Source organism: Halorientalis marina, assembly GCF_023028345.1.
GTDB lineage: Archaea > Halobacteriota > Halobacteria > Halobacteriales > Haloarculaceae > Halorientalis > Halorientalis marina.
In genome coordinates this window covers 290,303-310,407 of sequence record NZ_CP095490.1, presented here as the reverse complement: position 1 = coordinate 310,407, position 20,105 = coordinate 290,303, and the positions used below count along the sequence as shown (strand labels likewise).

Sequence of the window (20,105 nt, the reverse complement as noted above, 5' to 3'; positions counted from 1 at the left end):
GGCGAGTGCAAGATATAGTCCGGAGTGCAGCACTTAATTTGTATTCGCAAGCCCCCATATATTCGAAACGTCGCCTTTTTGAGGTTTGTGAACATAGCGAATTTGACTAGGTGCCAGTATAATGGATACAACACGTGACTCAATCCGGATCCTTCATGTGGATGATGAACCGGATTTCGCTGAGTTGGCTGGCACGTTTCTACAACGAGAAGACGAGCGCTTCAAGGTCGAAACCGCAACAAGTGCCGACCGAGGGCTAGACCACCTCGCAAATACCCACGTCGATTGCATTGTCTCGGATTACGATATGCCGGGGGTGAACGGACTGGAGTTTCTCAAAACAGTCCGTGAGAACCATCCAGATCTCCCGTTCATCTTGTTTACCGGAAAGGGCAGCGAAGAGATCGCCAGTGAAGCCATTTCCGCGGGAGTGACCGACTATCTCCAGAAAGGGAGTGGGACGGAACAGTACACCCTCTTGGCGAACAGAATTCGTAACGTCACCGAAAAATGGCGGGCCCAGCGAGAGGCCGAGCAAACACGTTCACGACTTGAAGCAATCACTTCTCACTCGCCAGACGCCATCCTCACAATCGATTCACAGAGCACGATCACGTTTGCCAACGCTGCAGTCGAGGACCTCTTCGGTTATACACCCGGCAGTCTCGTCGATAAGTCACTAACAGAACTGATACCGCCACGGTATCGTGACAATCACCTCGATGGATTCCAGCGGTATCTCGAAACTGATGAGCGAACTATGGACTGGCAAGCAATCGAGTTCACGGCCCAACACCACGATGGGCACGAAATCCCGATCTCAATATCGTTTGGGGAGTTCCAAGAAGACGGAGAGCGTCGTTTTGTCGGGATAATTCGCAATATCTCCGAACGCGTACGGATGGAAGAACAACTCCAGGAACGTGAACGCCGCTTCGAACAGATGGCTGAAAATATTCAGGAAGTCGTCTGGATGAGCGATCCTGAGAAAGAGGAGATCTTCTATGTGAATCCTGCCTTTGCAACCATCTGGGGGCAATCACCAGAGGAACTTTACGAGGATCCGACAGCATTCTTCGACGCAATCCATCCAGATGATCGGGACCGGGTAAAAAATGCGCTGCCCACGCAACGAGAAGGGCGGTACGATGAGGAGTATCGAATCGTTCGCCCGGACGGAACGGTCCGATGGGTGTGGGATCGAGCGGTACCGGTCGAAAATGATGCTGGCGAGGTGTATCGAATCATCGGCATCGCTTCAGATATTACTGAACAAAAGGAACGTGAACGGGAATCAGAGCGGCTGCAGGATATGTTTGAGGCGACAGAACGGATTGCGGATGTCGGCGGGTGGGAGATCGATACCGAGACACAGGACGTGTTCTGGTCCGATCACTTGTTCAGGATGCTTGGTCGAGAAGCCGATCAAGCGCCCCCACTGGAGCAAGCGCTGGATGTCTATGTCAAAGAAGACCGGCCGGCTGTCGAACGTGCCGTCGAAGAAGCACTAGCGAGAGGAGAGTCATTCGACGTAGAGGCACGGTTTGAACGATCTGATGGTGAAATCAGGTGGTTTCAGATCTTGGGTGAGCCGACTCTCGACGGTGGCGATGTCGTGACCCTACGAGGTGCAGTTCAGGACATCACCGATCACAAACAGCGTGAGCGGGAACTTGAGCAGGCCAGAGCAGAGTACGAGGAACTCTTCAACGGGATGAATGATACGGCCTGGGTCATCGATTCTGATGGCGAATTTCTGGCAGTGAACGATGCTGCAGTAGAACAGACTGGCTATGCGAGAGACGAACTGCTGTCGATGAGGCCTCACGATATTGATGCAGAGCTTGATGAGGGTAAAATCACGATGCTTATCGACGATATGCCGGATGACGAAGTGCAGGTCTTCGAGACTGTTCACGAAACGAAAGACGGTGAAGAGATACCTGTTGAGATCTGCTCGACGTTGATCACCTACCACGGTGAGCAGGCGATTTTGAGTATCGGTCGGGACATCTCCAACCGAAAGCAGCGCGAAAAACAGTTAGATGAATTCGCATCGGTAGTGAGTCACGATCTGCGAAATCCACTGGGTGTCGCAGAGGGGCACGTAGAACTTGCTCAAGAAACGTGTGACAGTGAGCACCTCAGTAAGGTTGCAGATGCACACGATCGGATGGAGGTCTTGATCGAGGACCTACTCACGTTAGCCCGCGAAGGGAACAGCATCGGTGAGGTGGAGTCGATCGATCTTGTACCATTCGTGAGGGAGTGCTGGCAAACCGTCGATACTGCTGAAGCGAGGCTCGTTCTTGAGACTTCACACCACATTAAGGCTGATCGGACTCGGCTCAAGCAACTCTTTGAGAACTTCATCCGAAACGCGATCGAGCACGGTGGGAGCGATGTGACTATCACCATCGGTGAGGTTGAGGACGGCTTCTTTATTGAGGACGATGGCACTGGAATCGCTCCAGAGAACAGAACTGATGTGTTTGATATTGGCTATTCTACCACGCATAACGGGACTGGATTTGGCTTGAGCATCGTCGAACAGATCGCCGAAGCACACGGATGGAACATTACAGTCACCGAGGGTGCTGAGGGTGGGGCACGATTCGAGATTACCGGGGTGGAACTCACTGAGTGATGGGCCTGTCCTCAATATTCAGGGAGTTGTAGCGTTGTTGGATTCACATATGGGACGGTCCAACGTGACAGCCCAGCCTACGCTTGTTGTGCAGTCTGATGGATGTATGAACTTCCTGACCTCGAAATTGCACTGTGGCTCACCAACAAGAGCGACATAATAATGTATCTATACGGACTCACACGAGTCAACATATGGTGGTTGATTCCGATTCATTCTCTCTTCTAGCAATCGGGAACGTAGACTTTCAGGAAGAATTGAGTGACGAACTCGCCTCTCCGAAGCGTCCTTCACCCGTCCAGGCCGTCTCTAAAGCGTCCGAGGCGCTTGCTCGACTCAATACCCATACACAAGAGATCGACTGTGTACTTTGCGTCCACGAGCCACCAGATGTAGATGGGCTGGCTGTACTCGACGCGATCCGCAAGGACTTTCCTGAACTTCCAGTCGTCATCTATGCCACCCAATCGGACGAATCGTTCGCAAGAGAGATTCTTGCTCGGGATCATGCAGGATACGTTGCCCGTGACCCAGACGCGTCAGATAGAGCGCTCATGGTCGCAGAAACTCTGCGTTCGACGCTCTTGCAACACCGACAAGCAGACCACAAGGGAGATCTCAGGAAGTGGACTGAAACCGTTGATAGCGTGCTCACTGACGCGACGTGGCAGTGGGATCCAACGACAGATACTCTCACGATCAGCCCGAGATTTGCCGAATCGTTCGGCGTCGAGAGCGATGGTCAACTTCGTTCGGCAGACTGGTGGATCGATCGTGTCCACCCGAAAGATAGACCAAAGAACCGCGAACTCAAAGCGGCTATCGAGAATGGCGAACTGAGGGATTTCGAGCGTTTCTACCGTTTTCGCCAGGGAGATGGAACCTACTCGTACGTGCTCTCCCGTGGCCAGGTTACGACCGACAGCGATGGCAATCCCCACGTGGTCGGTATTCTGATCAAACTCGAAAGCCAGATAGAATACCTGGCACGCTTCCACGAACTGGTCGAATACTCCGTCGACACGATGTCTATTGTCCAGCCTGACGGCACGGTGAACTACATCAGTCCGTCTGTCGAGCAGATCTCCGGGAAAGACGCGGACGCAGTGATCGGCGAGAACATCCTTGACTACGTCCATCCGGACGACCAGGGCATCGTCAGGGAGACGTTCGAGGGTCTCGTTGATGGCTCGAAACAGGTCGCGGGTCCGATCGAATATCGAATTAGAGATGGGATGGGTGGGTGGATATGGGTCGAGTCGGTCGCTAGGGCTCCAATCGAGGACCTTCATATCGATGGATTTCTCGTCAACACGCGGGACATCACCGAGCGAAAAGAGCATGAGCAGGAGCTCAGACGCTTCCGTCTCCTCGTCGAGCAGGCTGGAACGGCCATCTATATCACCGACGATGAGGGCATCATCGACTACGTCAATCCCGCATACGAGGAGATAACTGGCTATACGGCCGAGGAAGCAATTGGAGAGACACCATCGCTTCTCAATTCGGGAGAACAGGATTCGGACTACTACCAACGGCTCTGGGATACCGTCTCCAGTGGTGAGGTCTGGAAAGAGCTGATCGTCAATCGGAGAAAATCCGGCGAGCGGTATACGGCCGTGCAAACGATTGCTCCGATTCAGTCATCTCGTGACGGGATCACTGGATACGTCGCAATCCAGAACGACATCACCGAGCGGGAATTGAACAGACAGCGACTGGAAGTCCTCAACCGAGTGCTTCGACACAATCTCCGAAACGAACTCAATGTCATCGAGGGTCATGTTGGATTACTCGCTGAGGCTGCCAAAGACGACCACGACGTTCAATCCTCAGTCGATAGTGTCTCGAAGACTGTAGACCAGTTAGTGTCCGAGAGCGAGAAAGCCCGTGAAATCCAGGACATACTCCAACAAGAACTGTATGCGGACGAGTCAGTCCGTGACGTGATCGCCACCCTCAAAGGGGTAGCAAGAACGTTCGCTGACGCTCGGGTTGTCTTCGAACCCGTCGAGGGGGAAGACGAGACCGTCCCTGCAATCATGCAGCGTGCCCTCACGGAGTTACTGGAGAACGCAATCATACACAATGACCGAGAGCCAGATGTCTCCGTCTCAGTGCAGCCGACGGGGGATGGCGACATGGAATTCAAAATCGAAGATAACGGCCCTGGACTGCCCGAGATGGAACAACATGTCCTCGAAGATGGACACGAGGAGCAACTCGCCCACAGCCAGGGGTTGGGTCTGTGGATTGCATACTGGCTCGTCCAGATCAGCGGTGGGAGCATCGAATTCGAGGAAAACAATCCGAGAGGAACCATCTTCTCCGTCCTTGTTCCATGCAACTAATCAGGTTTCATATTGAGCAATCCCATTACTAAGAGATAATGAGTGAGAGTAGCGAGCCACTCAGTGGCATTACGGACGACCCCGAACTGCAGATTCGATTGTTCAAACAGGCAGTCGAACAGACTGCACACGCGGTCTATATCACCGACACTGATGGTCACATCGAGTACGTGAACCCGGCATTTGAGACGATCACTGGCTATAGCGCCGAGGAAGTACAGGGCCGCAATCCAAGCCTACTCCAAGCCGATGAACACAGCGAGGAGTGGTACGAAAACCTCTGGGAGACCATACTGAATGGTGACCAATGGCAAGAGGAGATGATCGACGAGACAAAAGACGGAGAGCGAATCGTTCTGGAGCAAACGATCTCCCCAATCACAGGTGAGGATGGAGAAATAAAGAAATTCGTTGCGGTCGCCCAGGACATCACGATACGCAAAAAACAGCAAGCACGACTCGAAGAGCAACGTGACGACCTTGAGCTGTTGAACCAGGTTCTCCGACACGACATCAGAAATCATCTCCAGCTGGTCTCGGCGTATGCCGATATGTTAGATGAGTATCTCGACGAAGAGGGCCACGAGTACCTGACGAAGGTGAAAGAGGGGGCAGAGAACGCGGTCGCGCTCACCACGGTAGCGAAGGATATGGCGGAAGTGATGCTCCGGCAAACCAACGAGCATCGCCCTGTTGCGCTTGCTCCCGTGCTGAATCAGGAAATCGAAGAACTCCGGTCAGAGCATGACAACGCCACCATCCGCGTCGAAGGCACAATTCCAGAGGTCGAAGTCTCGGCCAATTCGCTGCTTGAATCAGTCTTTCGGAACTTACTCACGAACGCCATCCAGCACAATGACAAACCAGTGCCGGAGCTTACTGTGTCAGTAGCAGAAGACTCCGAATCAGTCACGATACGAATCGCCGATAATGGGCCTGGAGTGCCAGATGGACAGAAAGACGCGATCTTCGGACGAGGTGAGAAAGGCCTGGATAGTCCGGGCTCAGGGATCGGGTTATACCTAGTCGAGACACTCGTCGAGAGCTACGATGGAGAGGTCTGGGTCGAGGACCACGATCCGGAAGGGGCTGTGTTCGTCGTCAAACTTCCGCGTGTATTGTGATTTTTGAGGATCAATACCATATATAATTGATAGTTGATCAATCTATTTGGTGTTTTGCTGAACTCATCGGCTATATTCAGCAGAGTGGTTATTTCAGCTGTTAAGAGGTTCAACAGAGCCAACTCACTGGTACGTACCCAGGCGGTCAGTCGTCACTCCGGTTCGGGATTCTCATTGTAATAATGTTCCCGTCTTCATAATCGAAATCGACCTCGGCGTTGAGCATCGAGAGACACCAATACGCGATCCAGAATCCGATCCCCTGTCCGTGTTGCAGTGGTGTCTCACCGCCACTCTGCATCGCCTCGATTTCCATTGCTGGGATCTGTGGATTCGTATCTCTGATCTCGATCCCGAGTTGGCGATTGACTAGTCCCGTATCAAAGATGTGAACGTGAACCGTCGGTGCGTGTGCTTCACTATGCATCACCGCGTTTTCGAGAAACGTAGCCACCGCTAACGCGAAGACATCTCAATCAGTGCTGAAATTCTCAACCGAGTCCCCGATAGTCAGCTTGATCTCGGCCTCTGGTTGGGTACTACGAATTTCCTCGCAGAGCTCGCTCATAATTGACTCGATATTAACACGACTGATCGTTAACTCGCGGTCCTGAACACGGTCGAACTCTCGTGCTCGGTCACCGATTCGAAGCAATCGTTGACTTGCATTCGTGATCGTGGTCGCCTGCTCGGTCACTGTCGGGTCACTGGCCGTTGAGCCGATTGATTCGGCATACCCATTGATAACCGTCATTTCGTTCCGGAGATTGTGTCTGAGCACACGGTTGAGGACCGAGAGCCGCTGTTCTCGTCTCCGCTCTTCAGTTATGTCGTACAGTGCGATGAGACTACCCACATCCGTACCCGCTGGATCGGTCAGCGGCGTGTGCGAAACCCCGAAAACACCACCGGACGCGCCCTCAATCTCAATTTCACCATCGTCTACAAGGGTGTCTACTGTGACACCTGCGGCATCGACAAACGGGACTGGAAGCATGACATCTGAGTCAAGGCCCAGCACCTCTTTTGCTCGGTCGTTGAGGCTGACAATCTGTCCCTCGGTATCGACGACGAGTTGGGGGTCAGTGCGGTCAGCGATCGCACTCTGTTCGGCCGCACGCTGGGTCGTCGGATTCGTCTCGAATATATGGGTGCCGACGAACGCGTATCCATCCAACAGGAGATGCGGGAGAAACAGCATCGGCGTCAGATTCAAGGCTGGAATCGGCCCGAGGTCGAACATCCAGATGAGCATCCCGATTGATGGCGGAGCGATACTCAGGATGACGGCTACCGCTTCCCGTCGATACAGCGGGCCATAGTCGAGTATCGCACTGATCAACAGCAGTATGCCGATCCCCGTCATCGCCAAGCCGAACACGAGCGCGAACCACCCCCACGGTTGGAGTGTGTACTGAACTGTTGCGAGGCCGAACACGGGCTCGAACCGGAAGTCACGCCACAGCAACCCGTGCCAACTATTCGTGACGCCTACAAGGAGATTCACCACCGGGACCGCCAGTGCAGCCACGAACAGCGGGCTCCGGACAAGATCCAACCGACCGAGATACGTGAGACCGAACCCGAGGAACAGCGGTCCCATAAAGCAGAGGCTGACGACCGTTACCGTCTCAAGCGCGAGCCGAAGCGTCGGGTCGAACACGACCAGTGAGATCCCATATGTTGTGCAGAACAGCGCAACTGCGGCGAGTAATGCGATGAACCAGTTGGCACCTGGCCGACCGGAATACTGCCGCAAATACTGGATGAGGAGTACTGCGAGTATGCCTGATCCAACTGAGAGACCGGCGACCACCAGGGACGGATAGAGTGTGCTAGACATACCTTGTTACTCTGAGAGCCAAACCGTTGCTCGTTGGGCCAGGTACCACGACGTGGATCTTCAGTTGTCTGTTCTCTATTCGACGTATCAACAAGATAGTAAGCAGTTAGCCGAGATAGCTATTTGTGGGATTATAGCGTTTCGGTCTTGTCGAACATTCTCCATTCCATGAGAGATTCTAGGCGGTCGTGTATTTGTCTATGCTGGTTAATGGTCGTACTCCTGTATGTATCCTCTAAGCTTTGCACTCCGGCTCTTTTCTGGGGTTGATACTAACTGACTATTGATCGAGGAAATTCACAAGTCAAGGCGTGAAGCACCAGTAAGTCTCGGTCAGTCTTCGGCGTCGATTTCGCGTTCGGAGTCCATCTCCTCTTCGACAGTCTCGACGGCGAGGTCGGCGTCGACATGCACGCGGAAGTGGTCAGTGCCGACGACGAACTCGTACTCGACCGTCGGTGGGTCGTGCGAGACGACCTCCTCGCGGAGGTCACGCCCCAGCGCGAGGTCGTCGACACTCGGACGGAGCGCGTTGACGCCGTGGTTGTAGAGGAACCCGAAGACGGGTTCCATGTAGCTCAGTCGGCCCCAGAGTGAGCCCCACTCGACAGTGCCACAGACCCGACACTCGTAGCGGACGCGGCTGGCGAAGCGGTCACCGCAGGACTCACAGATACCGCCTGAGGCGTCGTGGTCGTCACAGAGGACGAGCGACTCGTCGATGGCACCTGCACAGGCCGGACAGAAGCCGTGTAGGAGCGTCATGTAGACGTGGTTCCCCCAGAGGATGGCGTCGTCGTAGAGGTCAGCCGGGTCGCGCTCGACCAGCGCGCTCGCGGGGATGGTGCCCGCCTGTATCGCCCCCGGCGGCGACATCGGGCTCTCGGGGGCGAGTCCCTCACAGTTCGTACACGAGAAGAACACGATACCGTCGCGATAGCTCATGACGATGCCGTCGCCACCGCAGAACGGACACGATCGACCCTCGACGGAGACATCTTCCACTTCGGGATTGTCAGTGACGCTCCCTGCCTGGACGGCGCGGGCGATGTTCTCGCCGGCGTACGTCAGGGTGTAGCCGTCTTCCGAGCGGGCGAGGAAGGGGCCGACGAGTTTCCCGAGGTGGTAGTTGAACTGGCCCTTGTCGTCGAGTTCGGACGCCTCGAACAGCTCCGAGAAGGCGATCGGGGTTCGTTGGCTGTTCGGTTCCGTCGAGCGACGGTTCCAGAGCGTCTCGATGATCCCCATCCGGTGTTCGTTCGCGAGTGCGGCGAACGCGTCCCCGGCCTGGTGGCCGTTCTCCTCGCCTGACATACCTCCCTGTCATCACTGGAGGATAATAAAGTGGGAAGAGTCACCAGTGGCCCAGACCACCGAATCGGGTCCGAGACGTGGAGAAGAATCCTTCTCCGCCCGGTTAAGCCATTACACCGCCTCTACAGGGCATGGAATCGACAATACAGCAAGAAGGGGCAGACGACACCATCACGTGCGGTCGTCTCCTCGAGAACGGTGTGCCGACGGGCGACGGACTGACACTCTCACGGGACGGTCCGACGCTGGCATACTTCGAGGACGCCGTGACGCCGCTGCTCGGGAATCTCGTGCTGGGCGAGTACGGGTTCGGACTCGTCCGCGGCGGGGAGACGGACGGCGAGTTCGCCCGTGGTGTCGGTATCACTCTCCCCGGACGCGGTGCGCCCGACGAGCACGAACACGTCCACCCGTCGTACGCTGAACGCTTCGAAGTCATCGAGGGCGAGTTCGTCTTCGTCCTCGACGGCGACTCCCGGACGCTCACTGCTGGCGAGTCAGTGACGGTCGAGGCGGGAACCCCACACACGTACCGAAACGACTCGGCATCGGTCGCGTCGTGTCTCATCGAGACGCGACCCGCAGGACGACTCGAAGAGGTCCTCTATACGCTCAACGGGCTGTCACTCGACGGAAAACTCGACGAGCACGGGAACCCACGGTTCCTGCAGGGGATGGTGTTCGTCGACGAACTTGCAGACGATACGATGTTCACGAGTCCCCCACCGCTCGTTCAGCGAGCGGTCGCGGCAGTGCTCGCGCCGCTCGCTCGCCGTCTGGGGTATCGCGCCATCTACCCCGAGTACGAGGACGACGCCTTCTGGGAGACACGGATCGAACAGCCGGTCTCTTACTGAATGAAGTCTCTCACTCAGAGCGAGGGCCTGAACAGCCAGACGACGACACCCGCACTGATGACGTGCATCGCAATCATAATCGCCTGAATACCTGATGTGACACCCGGAAACGTCGGCACGACGGTGACCACCGGAACGAGCGACACGAGCACTGCCACAAACGCTAGCGTGACAAACACGGGCCTGGCTCGGTCGGTTATCCGAATTACCACTGCCCCAGCCGCGACAGCCCCCAGTCCGACGACGACTGACGTGGCTATTACGGCGCCCCATCCGAGAGGTTCGAACGACGAAAGCGCCGGCACGACGGCCGCGCCGAGACCACGAAGCAGGAGGTTGACAACCAGAAGGGCAACGACGGTTCGGGCAGCTATCCGAGCAATCGCCGAGCCGGTCCGAAGGTCTGCGGATGATTCGACATCGGTTGTAGTAGTGGTTGTGGGTTCAGCGATCATGCCAGTCCAGTACGTGGCACACAAGCATAACCGGTCGCCGCAATGCCAGGATGTAACACCCATCGATGGGTGTAACCCTCGGGGACGTGGGGAGCGACCACGGCTGGGAGCGTGAGATTATGTGTCTCGGTAGCGTCTTCTTCGTGATGACGACGACGCACCAACCGAACCGTGACGATGCGAGACCGCAGGCGAAATCGTCCGAACGCGAGCGGTCGGTTCCCCAACCACCGGACGCCGCCGCCGACCAAGCCGTCGCCGCATTATTGGACCTGCTGGCCAGACGTCACACCCTCGAGCTCCTCTACGTCTTCGCGCGTGACCCAGGGCCCTGGCGCTATAACGACCTCGAGCAGGCGCTGTCGATACCCCAGAACAGCCTGACCCGTCGACTCGCCGACCTCGTCGAGGCGGACTTGCTTGACCGCCAGGCCTACGCGGAGATTCCGCCGCGCGTCGAGTACACCGCGACCGACCAAGCGGAGGCGTTGAAACCAGTGTTCACCCGTCTGTACGAGTGGTCACCCAGCGCCACGCGCACGGAGCCTGATGGCACGGAGGAAGACTCGTGACCGAGGAGGTATCGATTCCAGAGGAGTACAGCGACCTCTTCGAGTCGCGGTCGTTCGCGTTCGTCTCGACGCTGCTCCCGGACGGCGCCCCACACGTCACGCCGACCTGGGTGGATCGGGAGAACGACCACGTGCTGGTCAACACTGTTCTGGACAACCGCAAGGACCGGAACGTCCAGCACGACCCGCGTGTGGCACTGGCCGTCGTCGACCCGGAGAATCCCTACCGCTACCTCAGCGTCCGGGGTGAAGTCATCGAGCGTCGGACCGACGGAGCCCGCGAGCACCTCGACCGCCTCGCCGAACGATACACGGGCGAGCCACGCTATCCCGGACCGAGCGGTCAACAGCGTGTCGTCCACGTCGTCCGGCCCGACCACGTGACCGGGCAGGCACCGCCCCGCCGCTCCGAGTGAACGGTCACCGAAATTTGTGCTGTGAATCGAAAGCGGAGACCCCGGTTCGGAGCCTCTCCCCGTGGCGAAGCAAGATCGGGCGTATGCATTGAGATGGCCAGTCTCAACTATTGTGAGCCGGCGGTCTCAACTGAGTTCACCGTATAGAGGCGGAATCAGACTATTCTGAGGTTGCTGTTGGGGTATTGTAGAATATCTTTCTATTTTGGAATAGTACGCTATTCAGTCGATTCTGAAGAAGCAGATTCGCGAGCTTGTTCGAATCGTTCGGCCACTTCGTCTACGAGATCTTCCTCCACGACGGTTCGGAGAAGAGCATCAGTCATTTCCCGAACGACGATGTTCTGGTAGCCCTGCTGGTTGAGCTCGCGTTCCAGTTCATACTTCAGCCAGGAATCGAAGTCCTCGATCGTAGCCTCCCGGGCGTAGAAAGGCCGCTGTTTAGCGGCCTCATAGCTGAACGCTGAATCGGTCATCGGGTTTTGTCGTTCGACGGGTTCCTGAGAGGGCGTCTCCTCGTCGCCTCCCGATTCAGACGCGTCATCCGTATCCTGAGGTTCGTCGTCCGGTTCATCTTCGAGTGTCTCCCCGAGGTCGGCAAACGGATCGTCGTCAGACATGGCGGACCACCTCACCTGCCTCGACGATGTGCGCCAACTCGTCGAAACACTGCAACTGGTCACAGTCAGGGTCGTAGTCCAGCAGGGGTTTGCGCTCGCCATAGGCCTTCGTGATGCTGGTTCGGTCCCGGATGCCCGGTGAGGGTTTGAGATCGCCGGCGTCGACAGCCTCCCAGTCCGTGATTCTCGCGAAATTCGGGATGCGGTCCTGAAGGTTATCGTGCGAGTTGAGACGTTCGAGGAGCTGTCGATCTTGAGTCTGCTGGTCGATACGGCCGCTCAACATGTTCGGAACCAGTGACAGAACGTCGACGTCCATATGCTGCCGAAGCGGTGAGATCTGTCGCTCGATGGTTCGCTCCAAGCCGGCCATCGCCTCGTTCCCCGGGGCGAGCGGAAGCACCAAGTTCGCCGTCGCGACGAGCGCGTTGTCCGTGAGTCGGGATCGGTACGCCGGCGAATCTGTGACGATATAATCGTACGTGTCCCCAAGGAGTGGGTCGACGACTTCCCGTTTGAGCAGCGCAGAGGGTTGGAATACGTCGCCGACGACGATCTCCCGCTCGACCTGTTCTAAGTCCTCGCTGGACGGGAGGATATCGAACTCATAGCTGGTATCGTAGACAACTGAAGTCGGGTCAGCATCGTTGAAGAAGACGTCGCCGATGGTTTCCTCGGTGTTGTGGTACTGGTCGTCAAACCCCAGCCCCACGGACGCGTGGCCGTTCGGGTCAAGATCGATGAGGAGGACATCGTGTTCGTGTGCGGCCAGTTGTCGGGCGAGGTTGACCGCAATCGTCGATTTGCCGACGCCTCCCTTCAGCATACACACCGAAACAGCCCGAGAGTTCCCATCGGTCTGTACCGAATCATATGGGCTATTTGGGCTATTCGTTCTATCTATGCTATTCTTGCTATCTGAGCCACTCATACTATTCAGCAGTATCAACCCCTCTCAACTTAACTCTGTGGTGAATAGTCCGAATAGTATTCTATTCCAAAGCTACACGCTATTCCAGAATAGTTTACTACTCCAGAATAGTTAGGATAGAATCAGTAAATGTGGCTCAGGAGACGAGCTCCAACATAGAGCGAAGTTCAGATTCGATATCAGTCAGTTCACTCCGTTGCCACTCAAACCGTTCTTCCACCCCAACATCGGTAAACCGGAGTGAAGCACGAACCTGCCGGGCGGGATCGTGCTGGAAGAGCGCGAGAGCGTAGGCAAGCATTTGCGGCCGATAGTGGTCAGCGAGGGTATCAGTCGTCGTCGACGAAAGATCGTTCGTCTTGTAGTCGATGATATGATACGCATCAGGAGTGACCAGAAGACGGTCAATATCACCCACTATGCGGGAGTCATCAAGACGAGCGACAACTGAGTACTCGTCATAGGTCGCTTCGAGTGGGAGGTCCGCCTCAGTTTCATCGACGAACCGGATCGCATCCTGGGCATGGCTCACGGCCGCTTGGAGATCGTCATCCGTCGGTTCCTCGCTCCCCATACGACTCAATTGACGAATAAACGAGGGCCACTCTTCTCGTGGGGGACGGAGCTCATTGAGCCGATGGACAACAGTTCCAAAGGTGGTGGGACTCAATCCGACTGTCCCATCCCCCGACGTGTAGCTGTGTCCGTCTTCGGAGGCATCCGCAACAGCACTGACGAGGGTCGTCGCGGCAACGCGAACGGCAGCCTGACGTTCCGGCGGGGAAGGGACAGTAATCGCAGGGTCTAACTCTTCAGTCGGAGCCTCAGATTGCCATTCAACCGGCCGAGGTGGCGCCTGAATGGTGTATGGGGCATCACCAATTCGAGCGTCTGTAGCTCCATCGTGGAAAGCCTCAGCGACTAGCTCATGGTCGTCAAACAGAATGGGCTGGAGCCAATCCCGCCAACGACTGGCGTCGTCGAAATCATCTGGCTCACCGAGTTCGATATGGCCAGACTCATCGATATCGATGTCGTGTGTTCCACACAGCAGCAGGTGGTCCCGAGTTCGGGTACAGGCCACGTAGAGTAGTCGTTTGGATTCCGCACGCTCTTGCGGGAGCAAGCGGCGATCGGCATATTCGTGGACTGCAGTCTTCTCGATTGAGAACGCATCGTTGGGGTGAGGACCACCCACTGCAGGAATTGGTGGGGCATCAGTTGTCCCCTCGACGAGGCGGACATAGCCGTGGTCATCGACGGACCGCCCGAAATTGAGGTCACTTCCGAGATCGGGGACAGTGACGATTGGGAACTCGAGTCCCTTCGCGGCGTGAATCGTCATTATCCGGACGCCCTCCACATCGCCGGGGATGTCAGCCTCCCCTTCTCGGGGGTCGATCTCTGCTTGGCGGTCGATCCGGTGGAGCAACCCAGCAGCTGTGTGAACACCGTTCTCGCTCCAAGTACGGACCTGGTCGCGGAACTTCTCGACGTTCGCGACGGCCTGGTGACCGCGTTCGTCAGCACTCACGCTCGCCAGATACCCCGTGTCGTCGATCACTCGGGACAACAGACGGTTCCACGGGAGGACGCCACCTTCAGACGGCGTCGCGCAGCCACTAAGGGTCCGCCATGTCGTGAGGAGGTCGAAAGCATCCGCGAGCTGTGGATCGTCCGTCTCGGCGAGTGCATCCCACACTGAATCAGCCTCGGCAACTGCCGGTGCGAGGCGGTCATCGGTGAAGCCAAACAGCGGGGACCGAAGCACCCCATAGAGAGAGATGTCGTCCTGCGGATCACCAAGTACCCGAAGTAGGTTCGTCAGCGCCTGGACCTCGGGCGTATCGTAGAATCCGACGCCACCGACGACAGTATAGGGAATGTCGTACTCCTCAAGGGCCCGCTGATACCGATCCAGATGGGTTCGCCGGCGGAGGAGGATTGCCGTGTCGTCCGGCGTAGCGTCGCGATGAACACCCGTGTCGGGGTCTTGGACTGTCGGTGGATCGTCGAACAGGTTGGTCAGTCGAGCAGCGAGCGCTTGCGCCTCGGCCTCGATGGTGTGGTCGAGCGCACCTTCAGCTACCGGATGGTCACCGCCGAAGAGTTCCGCCGCCGTGTCGGCGTCGTCGGGCACAGCGAGATACTCGACGCTGCCGGTGAGTCCCTCGATGTCTTCGACTCGATCGCGCTGTGTGGTCAGCGTCTGTGGTGGCGCTTCGTAGGGTTTGTGGGTGTCCCCCTCCGGTTGGAACAGGTACTCGAAGAGCTCATTCAGGAACGACAGCGGCTCGTCCAGCGTCCGGAAGTTCCCAGAGAGTTCGAGCGCGGTCGGACTCTCGGCCTCGCTGTCAGGGACGTCGTCGACCCCACGGGCTTCGTTGACAGTCTGGAGTTCCGCTCTCGCCGCCCCGAACGTCGTCACGTCGGCCCCACGGAATCCGTAGATACTCTGTTTCTCGTCGCCGACCAGGAAGACGTTCGACGCCGTCTGCTCGTCGACGCCCGTGAGGAGCCTGACCAGCTCCCACTGGCGCGGGTCCGTGTCTTGGAACTCGTCGACCATCACGGCCGCAAACTGGTCTTGAAGCCGCTCCGTGACCGCATCGTTAGCTCGCAAGAACTTGAGCGTCGTCTCGATCACGTCGGGAAAGTCGAGTGTATCCCGGCGGGCCTTCTCGTCGGTGTAGGTTACGAGGACATCGTCGAAGACCCGCATCAGAGCCAGCGCGTAGTGAGTGCTGTTCGCTTCGAGCTCACCGGGTGTGGTCTCGACCGCATCCGCGTGCGGTTCGACGGCATCGATAACCGTGTCGATGGCGTCCTTCAGGTCGTCATAGACGTCACCGTACTCACCCCAATCGTCCCGGTCACCGACGACGTACCCCGAACTGCTGTACAAACCGCCGTTCTTCTTCTCACAGGCCTCGTACAGCTCGAGAATTGCCCGCTGACAGTCGCGGGGATCGCTTTCCTCAGGGTCGTCCGAGAGTGTCGCCGCGACCTCGGTGAAGGTCCGGTAGGCCCGAAAACCGTCCTCGTCGCCGATAGCGCCCTCGCGGTCGACGCGGCCCGCGACTGTGCGTAGCCGCTCAAGGAGTCCGTCCGCATATAGCGTCTGTCGGGCGTCGACGACGTCGAGATCACAAACGACCTCCCAACAGATATCGACGTAGTCGTCGACCTCGGCGTCACGCCACTCCTTGAGGACGGACTCGCTCTGTGGGCGCTCATCGAGTAGTCCAGTGAGTACATCGACCAGCTGGTCACGACTCCAAAGCTGAGCAAGGACCTCCACGTCGTCATCGTCCTGGTTGCGTTCGAGGAACTCCGTCACGACTTCGCGTTGGAGTGTCGCGGCGCCGTCTTCGTCGAGCACGTCGAAGCCGAGCGGGACCGGAGCCTCGACGGCCCGTTCTCGCAAGAGCCGCGTACAGAACGCGTGAATGGTGTGGACGTAGCCGTCTTCCAGGTCGTCGAGAACGTTTCGCCAGCGGTGGTAGGCCTCTGGTGAGTCAACAGCCTCGAGCCGATCGTACACCTCCTCCCGAACGCGCTCGGTTAGTTCGGCAGCCGCCTTTCGCGTGAAGGTGATCGTGACGATGTTCTCCGGCGTGAGCGACGGGTTTTCGGCCAGGATCGTCACGTACCGCTCGGTGAGCGTTGTCGTCTTCCCCGTCCCAGCACCGGCAGTGATCGCGACGTTCCGGCCTTGGACGAGCGCGTCCTCCTGTTCCTCCGTGAGCTGAATCTCCTCGGATTCCTCAGTCATCGCTCATCACCGCCTCGATATCCTCGTCGTCGCGAACACGGAGCGGAACGTACGCAGCGTCGTCCTCGTGAACCTCGTCGACGAACTCCCGCTTGCGGTGGTGGCGGACATCGCACGCACGTCGATAGTCACAGTATCGGCAGTTCGCACCACGGGCCGACAGGAGCGTCGTGTGGAACCGTCCGTTGCCAATCGCCTCGTCAATCTGGCCCAGCCACTCCGGAACGACGTTGTTCAAGAAGCGACGAAGGTCGACCTCTGAATCGAACTTCGATTCGACACCGCGTGGAACCTTGAGATCGTTGGGTGGTCGCACCTGGTAGTACGTCGCTGAGAGCGAGCCCTGCTCGAATAGGTCACCATCGACAACCTCGGCGGCAGCGAGTAGATAGATGGGGAGCTGGAACTTCGTGCCGCCGGTCGTCTTCGTCATATACGGTGCTCGACCAGTCTTGTAGTCGTACAGCGTGAGCGTCGGTTGCTCACCGTCCCGGGTCACGTCAACGCGGTCGATGTACCCGCGAATCGAGACGGTCGACCCGTCCGGTCGCTCAACTGTGAACGGCCCAGCATCCGAGTCGGGAAGTCCCTCGCCGAACGGGGCTTCGAACAGGTGTGGGCGGCCAGCGCCGTCCCGCGAGAGTTCGTTGTCGAGGAACGTGGCGAACAATCCTTGTTCCGGTGCGTCGTGGGGCTTGCTCCCGGCCTCATACGGGGCAGTCTCATCGTCGCCAAGACCCGCGAACAACTCCGCTTTCCACCGTTCGTAAAATAGGCCGTCGTACTCGAAGTCAGCATCCCGGAGTTCCTCGACAGCGATCTCGCGAAGGTGCGTCGCTAGGTCGTCCCGGTCGAACTCAGCGAGATTGACACCATCCTCAGTCTCGTCCTGGAGATCCGCGAAGAACCGTTCGAGGACATCGTGGACGTACGACCCGGTTTCGAGGGGTGTGGGGACAACTTCGACGTCGTCGGGGTCTTCGATTCCGAGTACCTTGTCGGCATAGAACTTGAACCCACACTCGACGTATCGCTCGATTCGACTCGCGCTGTAGGGTTCCCGCTCCGACGGAGGGTATACCTCATCGACTGTCTCGGGTTCTAATACGCCATCGTGTTCGGAGAGGCCAGCCGTTCCCCTGTTGTCCGCACAGTGGAGTCCTCGATCAGTGCGCTTGGTCTGCTCGGGGGAGAGGTCACCTCGGTCGCCGGCGCGGCTGACTGCCCCACGCCGGTCGTCCGTTGCAGCGACGCGCCGCTGGAGGTCTTCGCGGGAGCCCACGCGGTCGTCGACGCCGTCTTCGGGGTCGATGCCAGTCACGCGCTGGAGTTCGTCGAGGACCGGTGACCGGACGACGGCGGATTCGTCGTCGCCTGTCTCCGGTGTGGTGATCGTGAGCTCGTCAACGTTCGCGAGGAGCGTCGCGAAGAGATAGCGGCCACGGAGGCGCTCGTCGCCGGTGTCGAACCGTGGGTGAGCGTCGGTCATCTCCTCGAAGAAGGCCGGTCGCTCCGGCGTCACCGGGAAGTGCTCACTGGTCAGGCCCACGAGGAACACCTTTTCGAACGACCGCATCCGGGCGTCGAGCAACCCCATCACTTCGACGTAGCCGCCAGCAGCGCGCTGCGGAACCCGGATCGGCACGCCGTCGAACGCACGGGTGAACAGTGCCAGCGGAGAGAGGTCACTATTGACCGCCGCCAGAGACTCGAACGAGGACAAGACCTCGTCCACGAGGTCGTAGGCCTGCTGTTCGACGGCTTGCTCGGCGCCGCTGGCGTAGTCCTCTGTCGCCGCCTCTAGGTCGAAGCGGTCGTCCATCAGCCGTTGGAGGGTCTCGGTTGCGTCCTCGATGTCGCCCGTTCGGAGGGTCTCCAGCGCGGCCAGCAGCTCTTCGACCAGTGACGCGACCTCGCCGTCGACGTCGTCGAGCAGGGGCGACACAGAAACGGTGTCGCGCCGGCGAGCAGCTGCCGTGACGGCGTTGGCCTGGTCGGTGTCAACGATGTCGACCAGCGGATTCGCTAACAAAGACGTAAGGTCCTCGGCCCGCGGATCTGGTTCGGCCAGATTCAGCAGATCGTGAACGACGCTTCCGGTGAACGTCCGGTTCAGCTGTGATGCGGCTGTCGTGACGTGCGGAATGTCGAACGTATCGAACGTGTCCTCAACGTACCCCGAATAGGCCTCCGTCCCCGGGACAACGACAGCAAGGTCGTCGGGATCGCGCCCACCGGCCAATTCGGTTCGGAGCTCGCGAGCGACGAAGCGAATCTCGCGCTCGGGTGTCGGGAGTTCCCGCCACCGGAGGCCGTCTGGAACAGGGGCAGTATCCGGGTCCGGGCGGTAGAGTGACTCAGTGATCGTTCCGAAGGTCTGCCCCGACTGGTCGATCGGCTCGGGTTCCATTATTTCAAAGTCAAGCGCTTCGTAGACCTCCAGGGCATCTTCCGCAACAGCGTCGACTCCGCTCCGACCATCCTGGTGAAGCGGTAGCAGTGCAATCATCGGAAGTTCGTCGACGAGGCGTTCGATGAAGCGGCGTTCGACGGGGCGGAATTCGTGATACCCGGAGAGGACGACGACATCCAGTTCCGGGGAGAGTGTTGAGAGTGACTTCTCTGTCGTCGCGACTGCGTCGAACATTTCTCCCCGGGTACAGACCCACTCGTCGACGTAGTCAGCGTGGAGATTCCGGTAGTGTCGGTACGCATCGACAGTGGCTGTCGCGATACGGTCATCGAGAGCGGAGCCCTCGAACTCCGCTGCCAATGCGTCGGGGGTCCCGACGCCGGCGTCGTCGAAGAGTGAGAAACGGCTGCTGAACGAATCCGCGAGAGCGGCCGAGGCGGGTTCGCCGGCGAGAGCGCCATCTGTTTCGGCTGTCGTTCGGTCAAGCGCATACTCCGCCAGCCGGCGGTTCAGCTGCCCGGAGAGGGGTTGAACCGGACCGTGGAGCTCCTCATACCACTCCCGAACGACCGCATCGAGCGTCTCGGCACGAAGACGGAGGGGTGCGTGGGACGCGGCCCAGCGATCCTCGACCATACCCCGGCGAGCGTCGTTCCGCGTTATGTAGAGGATACTCCCCAGCGAATCGGTGGCGATGTCATCAGCCCGCTGAAATGCCCGTCGTTCCAATCGGGCGTGTTTCGGACCGGTGAGAAGCGTTGAATCCATCGAACACTCCCTACCAAGA

The 20,105-nt window shown here is 58.1% G+C and carries 14 protein-coding genes; 6 read left to right on the top strand and 8 right to left on the bottom strand.

Annotated elements, in window-relative coordinates; genetic code table 11:
• Positions 1 to 157 precede the first annotated feature (157 nt).
• The 3 genes from MUG96_RS22915 to MUG96_RS22905 all read left to right on the top strand — a co-directional run bounded on the left by MUG96_RS22915 (position 158) and on the right by MUG96_RS22905 (position 6,122).
• On the top strand, positions 158 to 2,647 hold the full coding sequence (locus MUG96_RS22915) for a PAS domain S-box protein (protein ID WP_246989527.1): 2,490 nt from the start codon (positions 158 to 160) through the stop codon (positions 2,645 to 2,647).
• A 197-nt stretch (positions 2,648 to 2,844) separates the two neighbouring features.
• Positions 2,845 to 4,998 carry a PAS domain S-box protein gene (locus tag MUG96_RS22910; RefSeq protein ID WP_246989526.1) on the top strand — a complete coding sequence of 718 codons (2,154 nt, stop codon included), beginning with the start codon at positions 2,845 to 2,847 and terminating at the stop codon, positions 4,996 to 4,998.
• A gap of 38 nt (positions 4,999 to 5,036) precedes the next feature.
• The gene (locus MUG96_RS22905; RefSeq protein ID WP_246989525.1) at positions 5,037 to 6,122 is read left to right on the top strand and encodes a two-component system sensor histidine kinase NtrB; all 1,086 of its coding nucleotides are present in this window, start codon (positions 5,037 to 5,039) and stop codon (positions 6,120 to 6,122) included.
• Between the two features lie 145 nt (positions 6,123 to 6,267).
• Here the strand turns inward: MUG96_RS22905 and MUG96_RS22900 are convergent, their stop codons facing one another.
• The 3 genes from MUG96_RS22900 to MUG96_RS22890 all read right to left on the bottom strand — a co-directional run bounded on the left by MUG96_RS22900 (position 6,268) and on the right by MUG96_RS22890 (position 9,279).
• Positions 6,268 to 6,576 carry an ATP-binding protein gene (locus MUG96_RS22900; protein ID WP_246989524.1) on the bottom strand — a complete coding sequence of 103 codons (309 nt, stop codon included), beginning with the start codon at positions 6,574 to 6,576 and terminating at the stop codon, positions 6,268 to 6,270.
• An 18-nt stretch (positions 6,577 to 6,594) separates the two neighbouring features.
• Positions 6,595 to 7,965 (bottom strand): histidine kinase N-terminal 7TM domain-containing protein, encoded by a 1,371-nt coding sequence (locus MUG96_RS22895; protein WP_246989523.1) that lies wholly within the window; start codon positions 7,963 to 7,965, stop codon positions 6,595 to 6,597.
• A 333-nt stretch (positions 7,966 to 8,298) separates the two neighbouring features.
• On the bottom strand, positions 8,299 to 9,279 hold the full coding sequence (locus tag MUG96_RS22890; protein WP_246989522.1) for a DUF7351 domain-containing protein: 981 nt from the start codon (positions 9,277 to 9,279) through the stop codon (positions 8,299 to 8,301).
• Positions 9,280 to 9,410: 131 nt separating this feature from the next.
• Here MUG96_RS22890 and MUG96_RS22885 point away from each other — a divergent pair, with 131 nt between their 5' ends.
• A complete protein-coding gene (locus MUG96_RS22885) occupies positions 9,411 to 10,136 on the top strand; it encodes a cupin domain-containing protein (protein ID WP_246989521.1) in 726 nt (241 codons plus the stop codon).
• Between the two features lie 14 nt (positions 10,137 to 10,150).
• On the opposite strand, the gene MUG96_RS22880 is transcribed toward MUG96_RS22885, so the two are convergent.
• Entirely contained in the window at positions 10,151 to 10,591 is a 441-nt protein-coding gene (locus tag MUG96_RS22880) for a DUF6069 family protein (RefSeq protein WP_246989520.1), read from the bottom strand.
• 65 nt (positions 10,592 to 10,656) lie between these two features.
• Here MUG96_RS22880 and MUG96_RS22875 point away from each other — a divergent pair, with 65 nt between their 5' ends.
• Positions 10,657 to 11,163 (top strand): winged helix-turn-helix transcriptional regulator, encoded by a 507-nt coding sequence (locus tag MUG96_RS22875; RefSeq protein ID WP_246989519.1) that lies wholly within the window; start codon positions 10,657 to 10,659, stop codon positions 11,161 to 11,163.
• Complete coding sequence (locus MUG96_RS22870) at positions 11,160 to 11,579, top strand: PPOX class F420-dependent oxidoreductase (RefSeq protein WP_246989518.1); 420 nt, start codon at positions 11,160 to 11,162, stop codon at positions 11,577 to 11,579. The genes MUG96_RS22875 and MUG96_RS22870 overlap by 4 nt, the downstream gene beginning before the upstream one ends.
• 218 nt (positions 11,580 to 11,797) lie before the next feature.
• On the opposite strand, the gene MUG96_RS22865 is transcribed toward MUG96_RS22870, so the two are convergent.
• From MUG96_RS22865 to MUG96_RS22850, 4 genes are all read right to left on the bottom strand, one after another.
• Positions 11,798 to 12,199, bottom strand: a complete 402-nt coding sequence (locus MUG96_RS22865) for a DUF7970 domain-containing protein (protein ID WP_007344000.1) — start codon at positions 12,197 to 12,199, stop codon at positions 11,798 to 11,800.
• Entirely contained in the window at positions 12,192 to 13,130 is a 939-nt protein-coding gene (locus tag MUG96_RS22860) for a ParA family protein (protein ID WP_256465459.1), read from the bottom strand. Before MUG96_RS22860 ends, MUG96_RS22865 begins: the two co-directional genes overlap by 8 nt.
• 136 nt (positions 13,131 to 13,266) lie before the next feature.
• Positions 13,267 to 16,905, bottom strand: a complete 3,639-nt coding sequence (locus MUG96_RS22855; protein WP_246989517.1) for a UvrD-helicase domain-containing protein — start codon at positions 16,903 to 16,905, stop codon at positions 13,267 to 13,269.
• Positions 16,898 to 19,954 (bottom strand): PD-(D/E)XK nuclease family protein, encoded by a 3,057-nt coding sequence (locus MUG96_RS22850; protein ID WP_246989516.1) that lies wholly within the window; start codon positions 19,952 to 19,954, stop codon positions 16,898 to 16,900. Before MUG96_RS22850 ends, MUG96_RS22855 begins: the two co-directional genes overlap by 8 nt.
• Between the last annotated feature and the right edge of the window lie 151 nt (positions 19,955 to 20,105).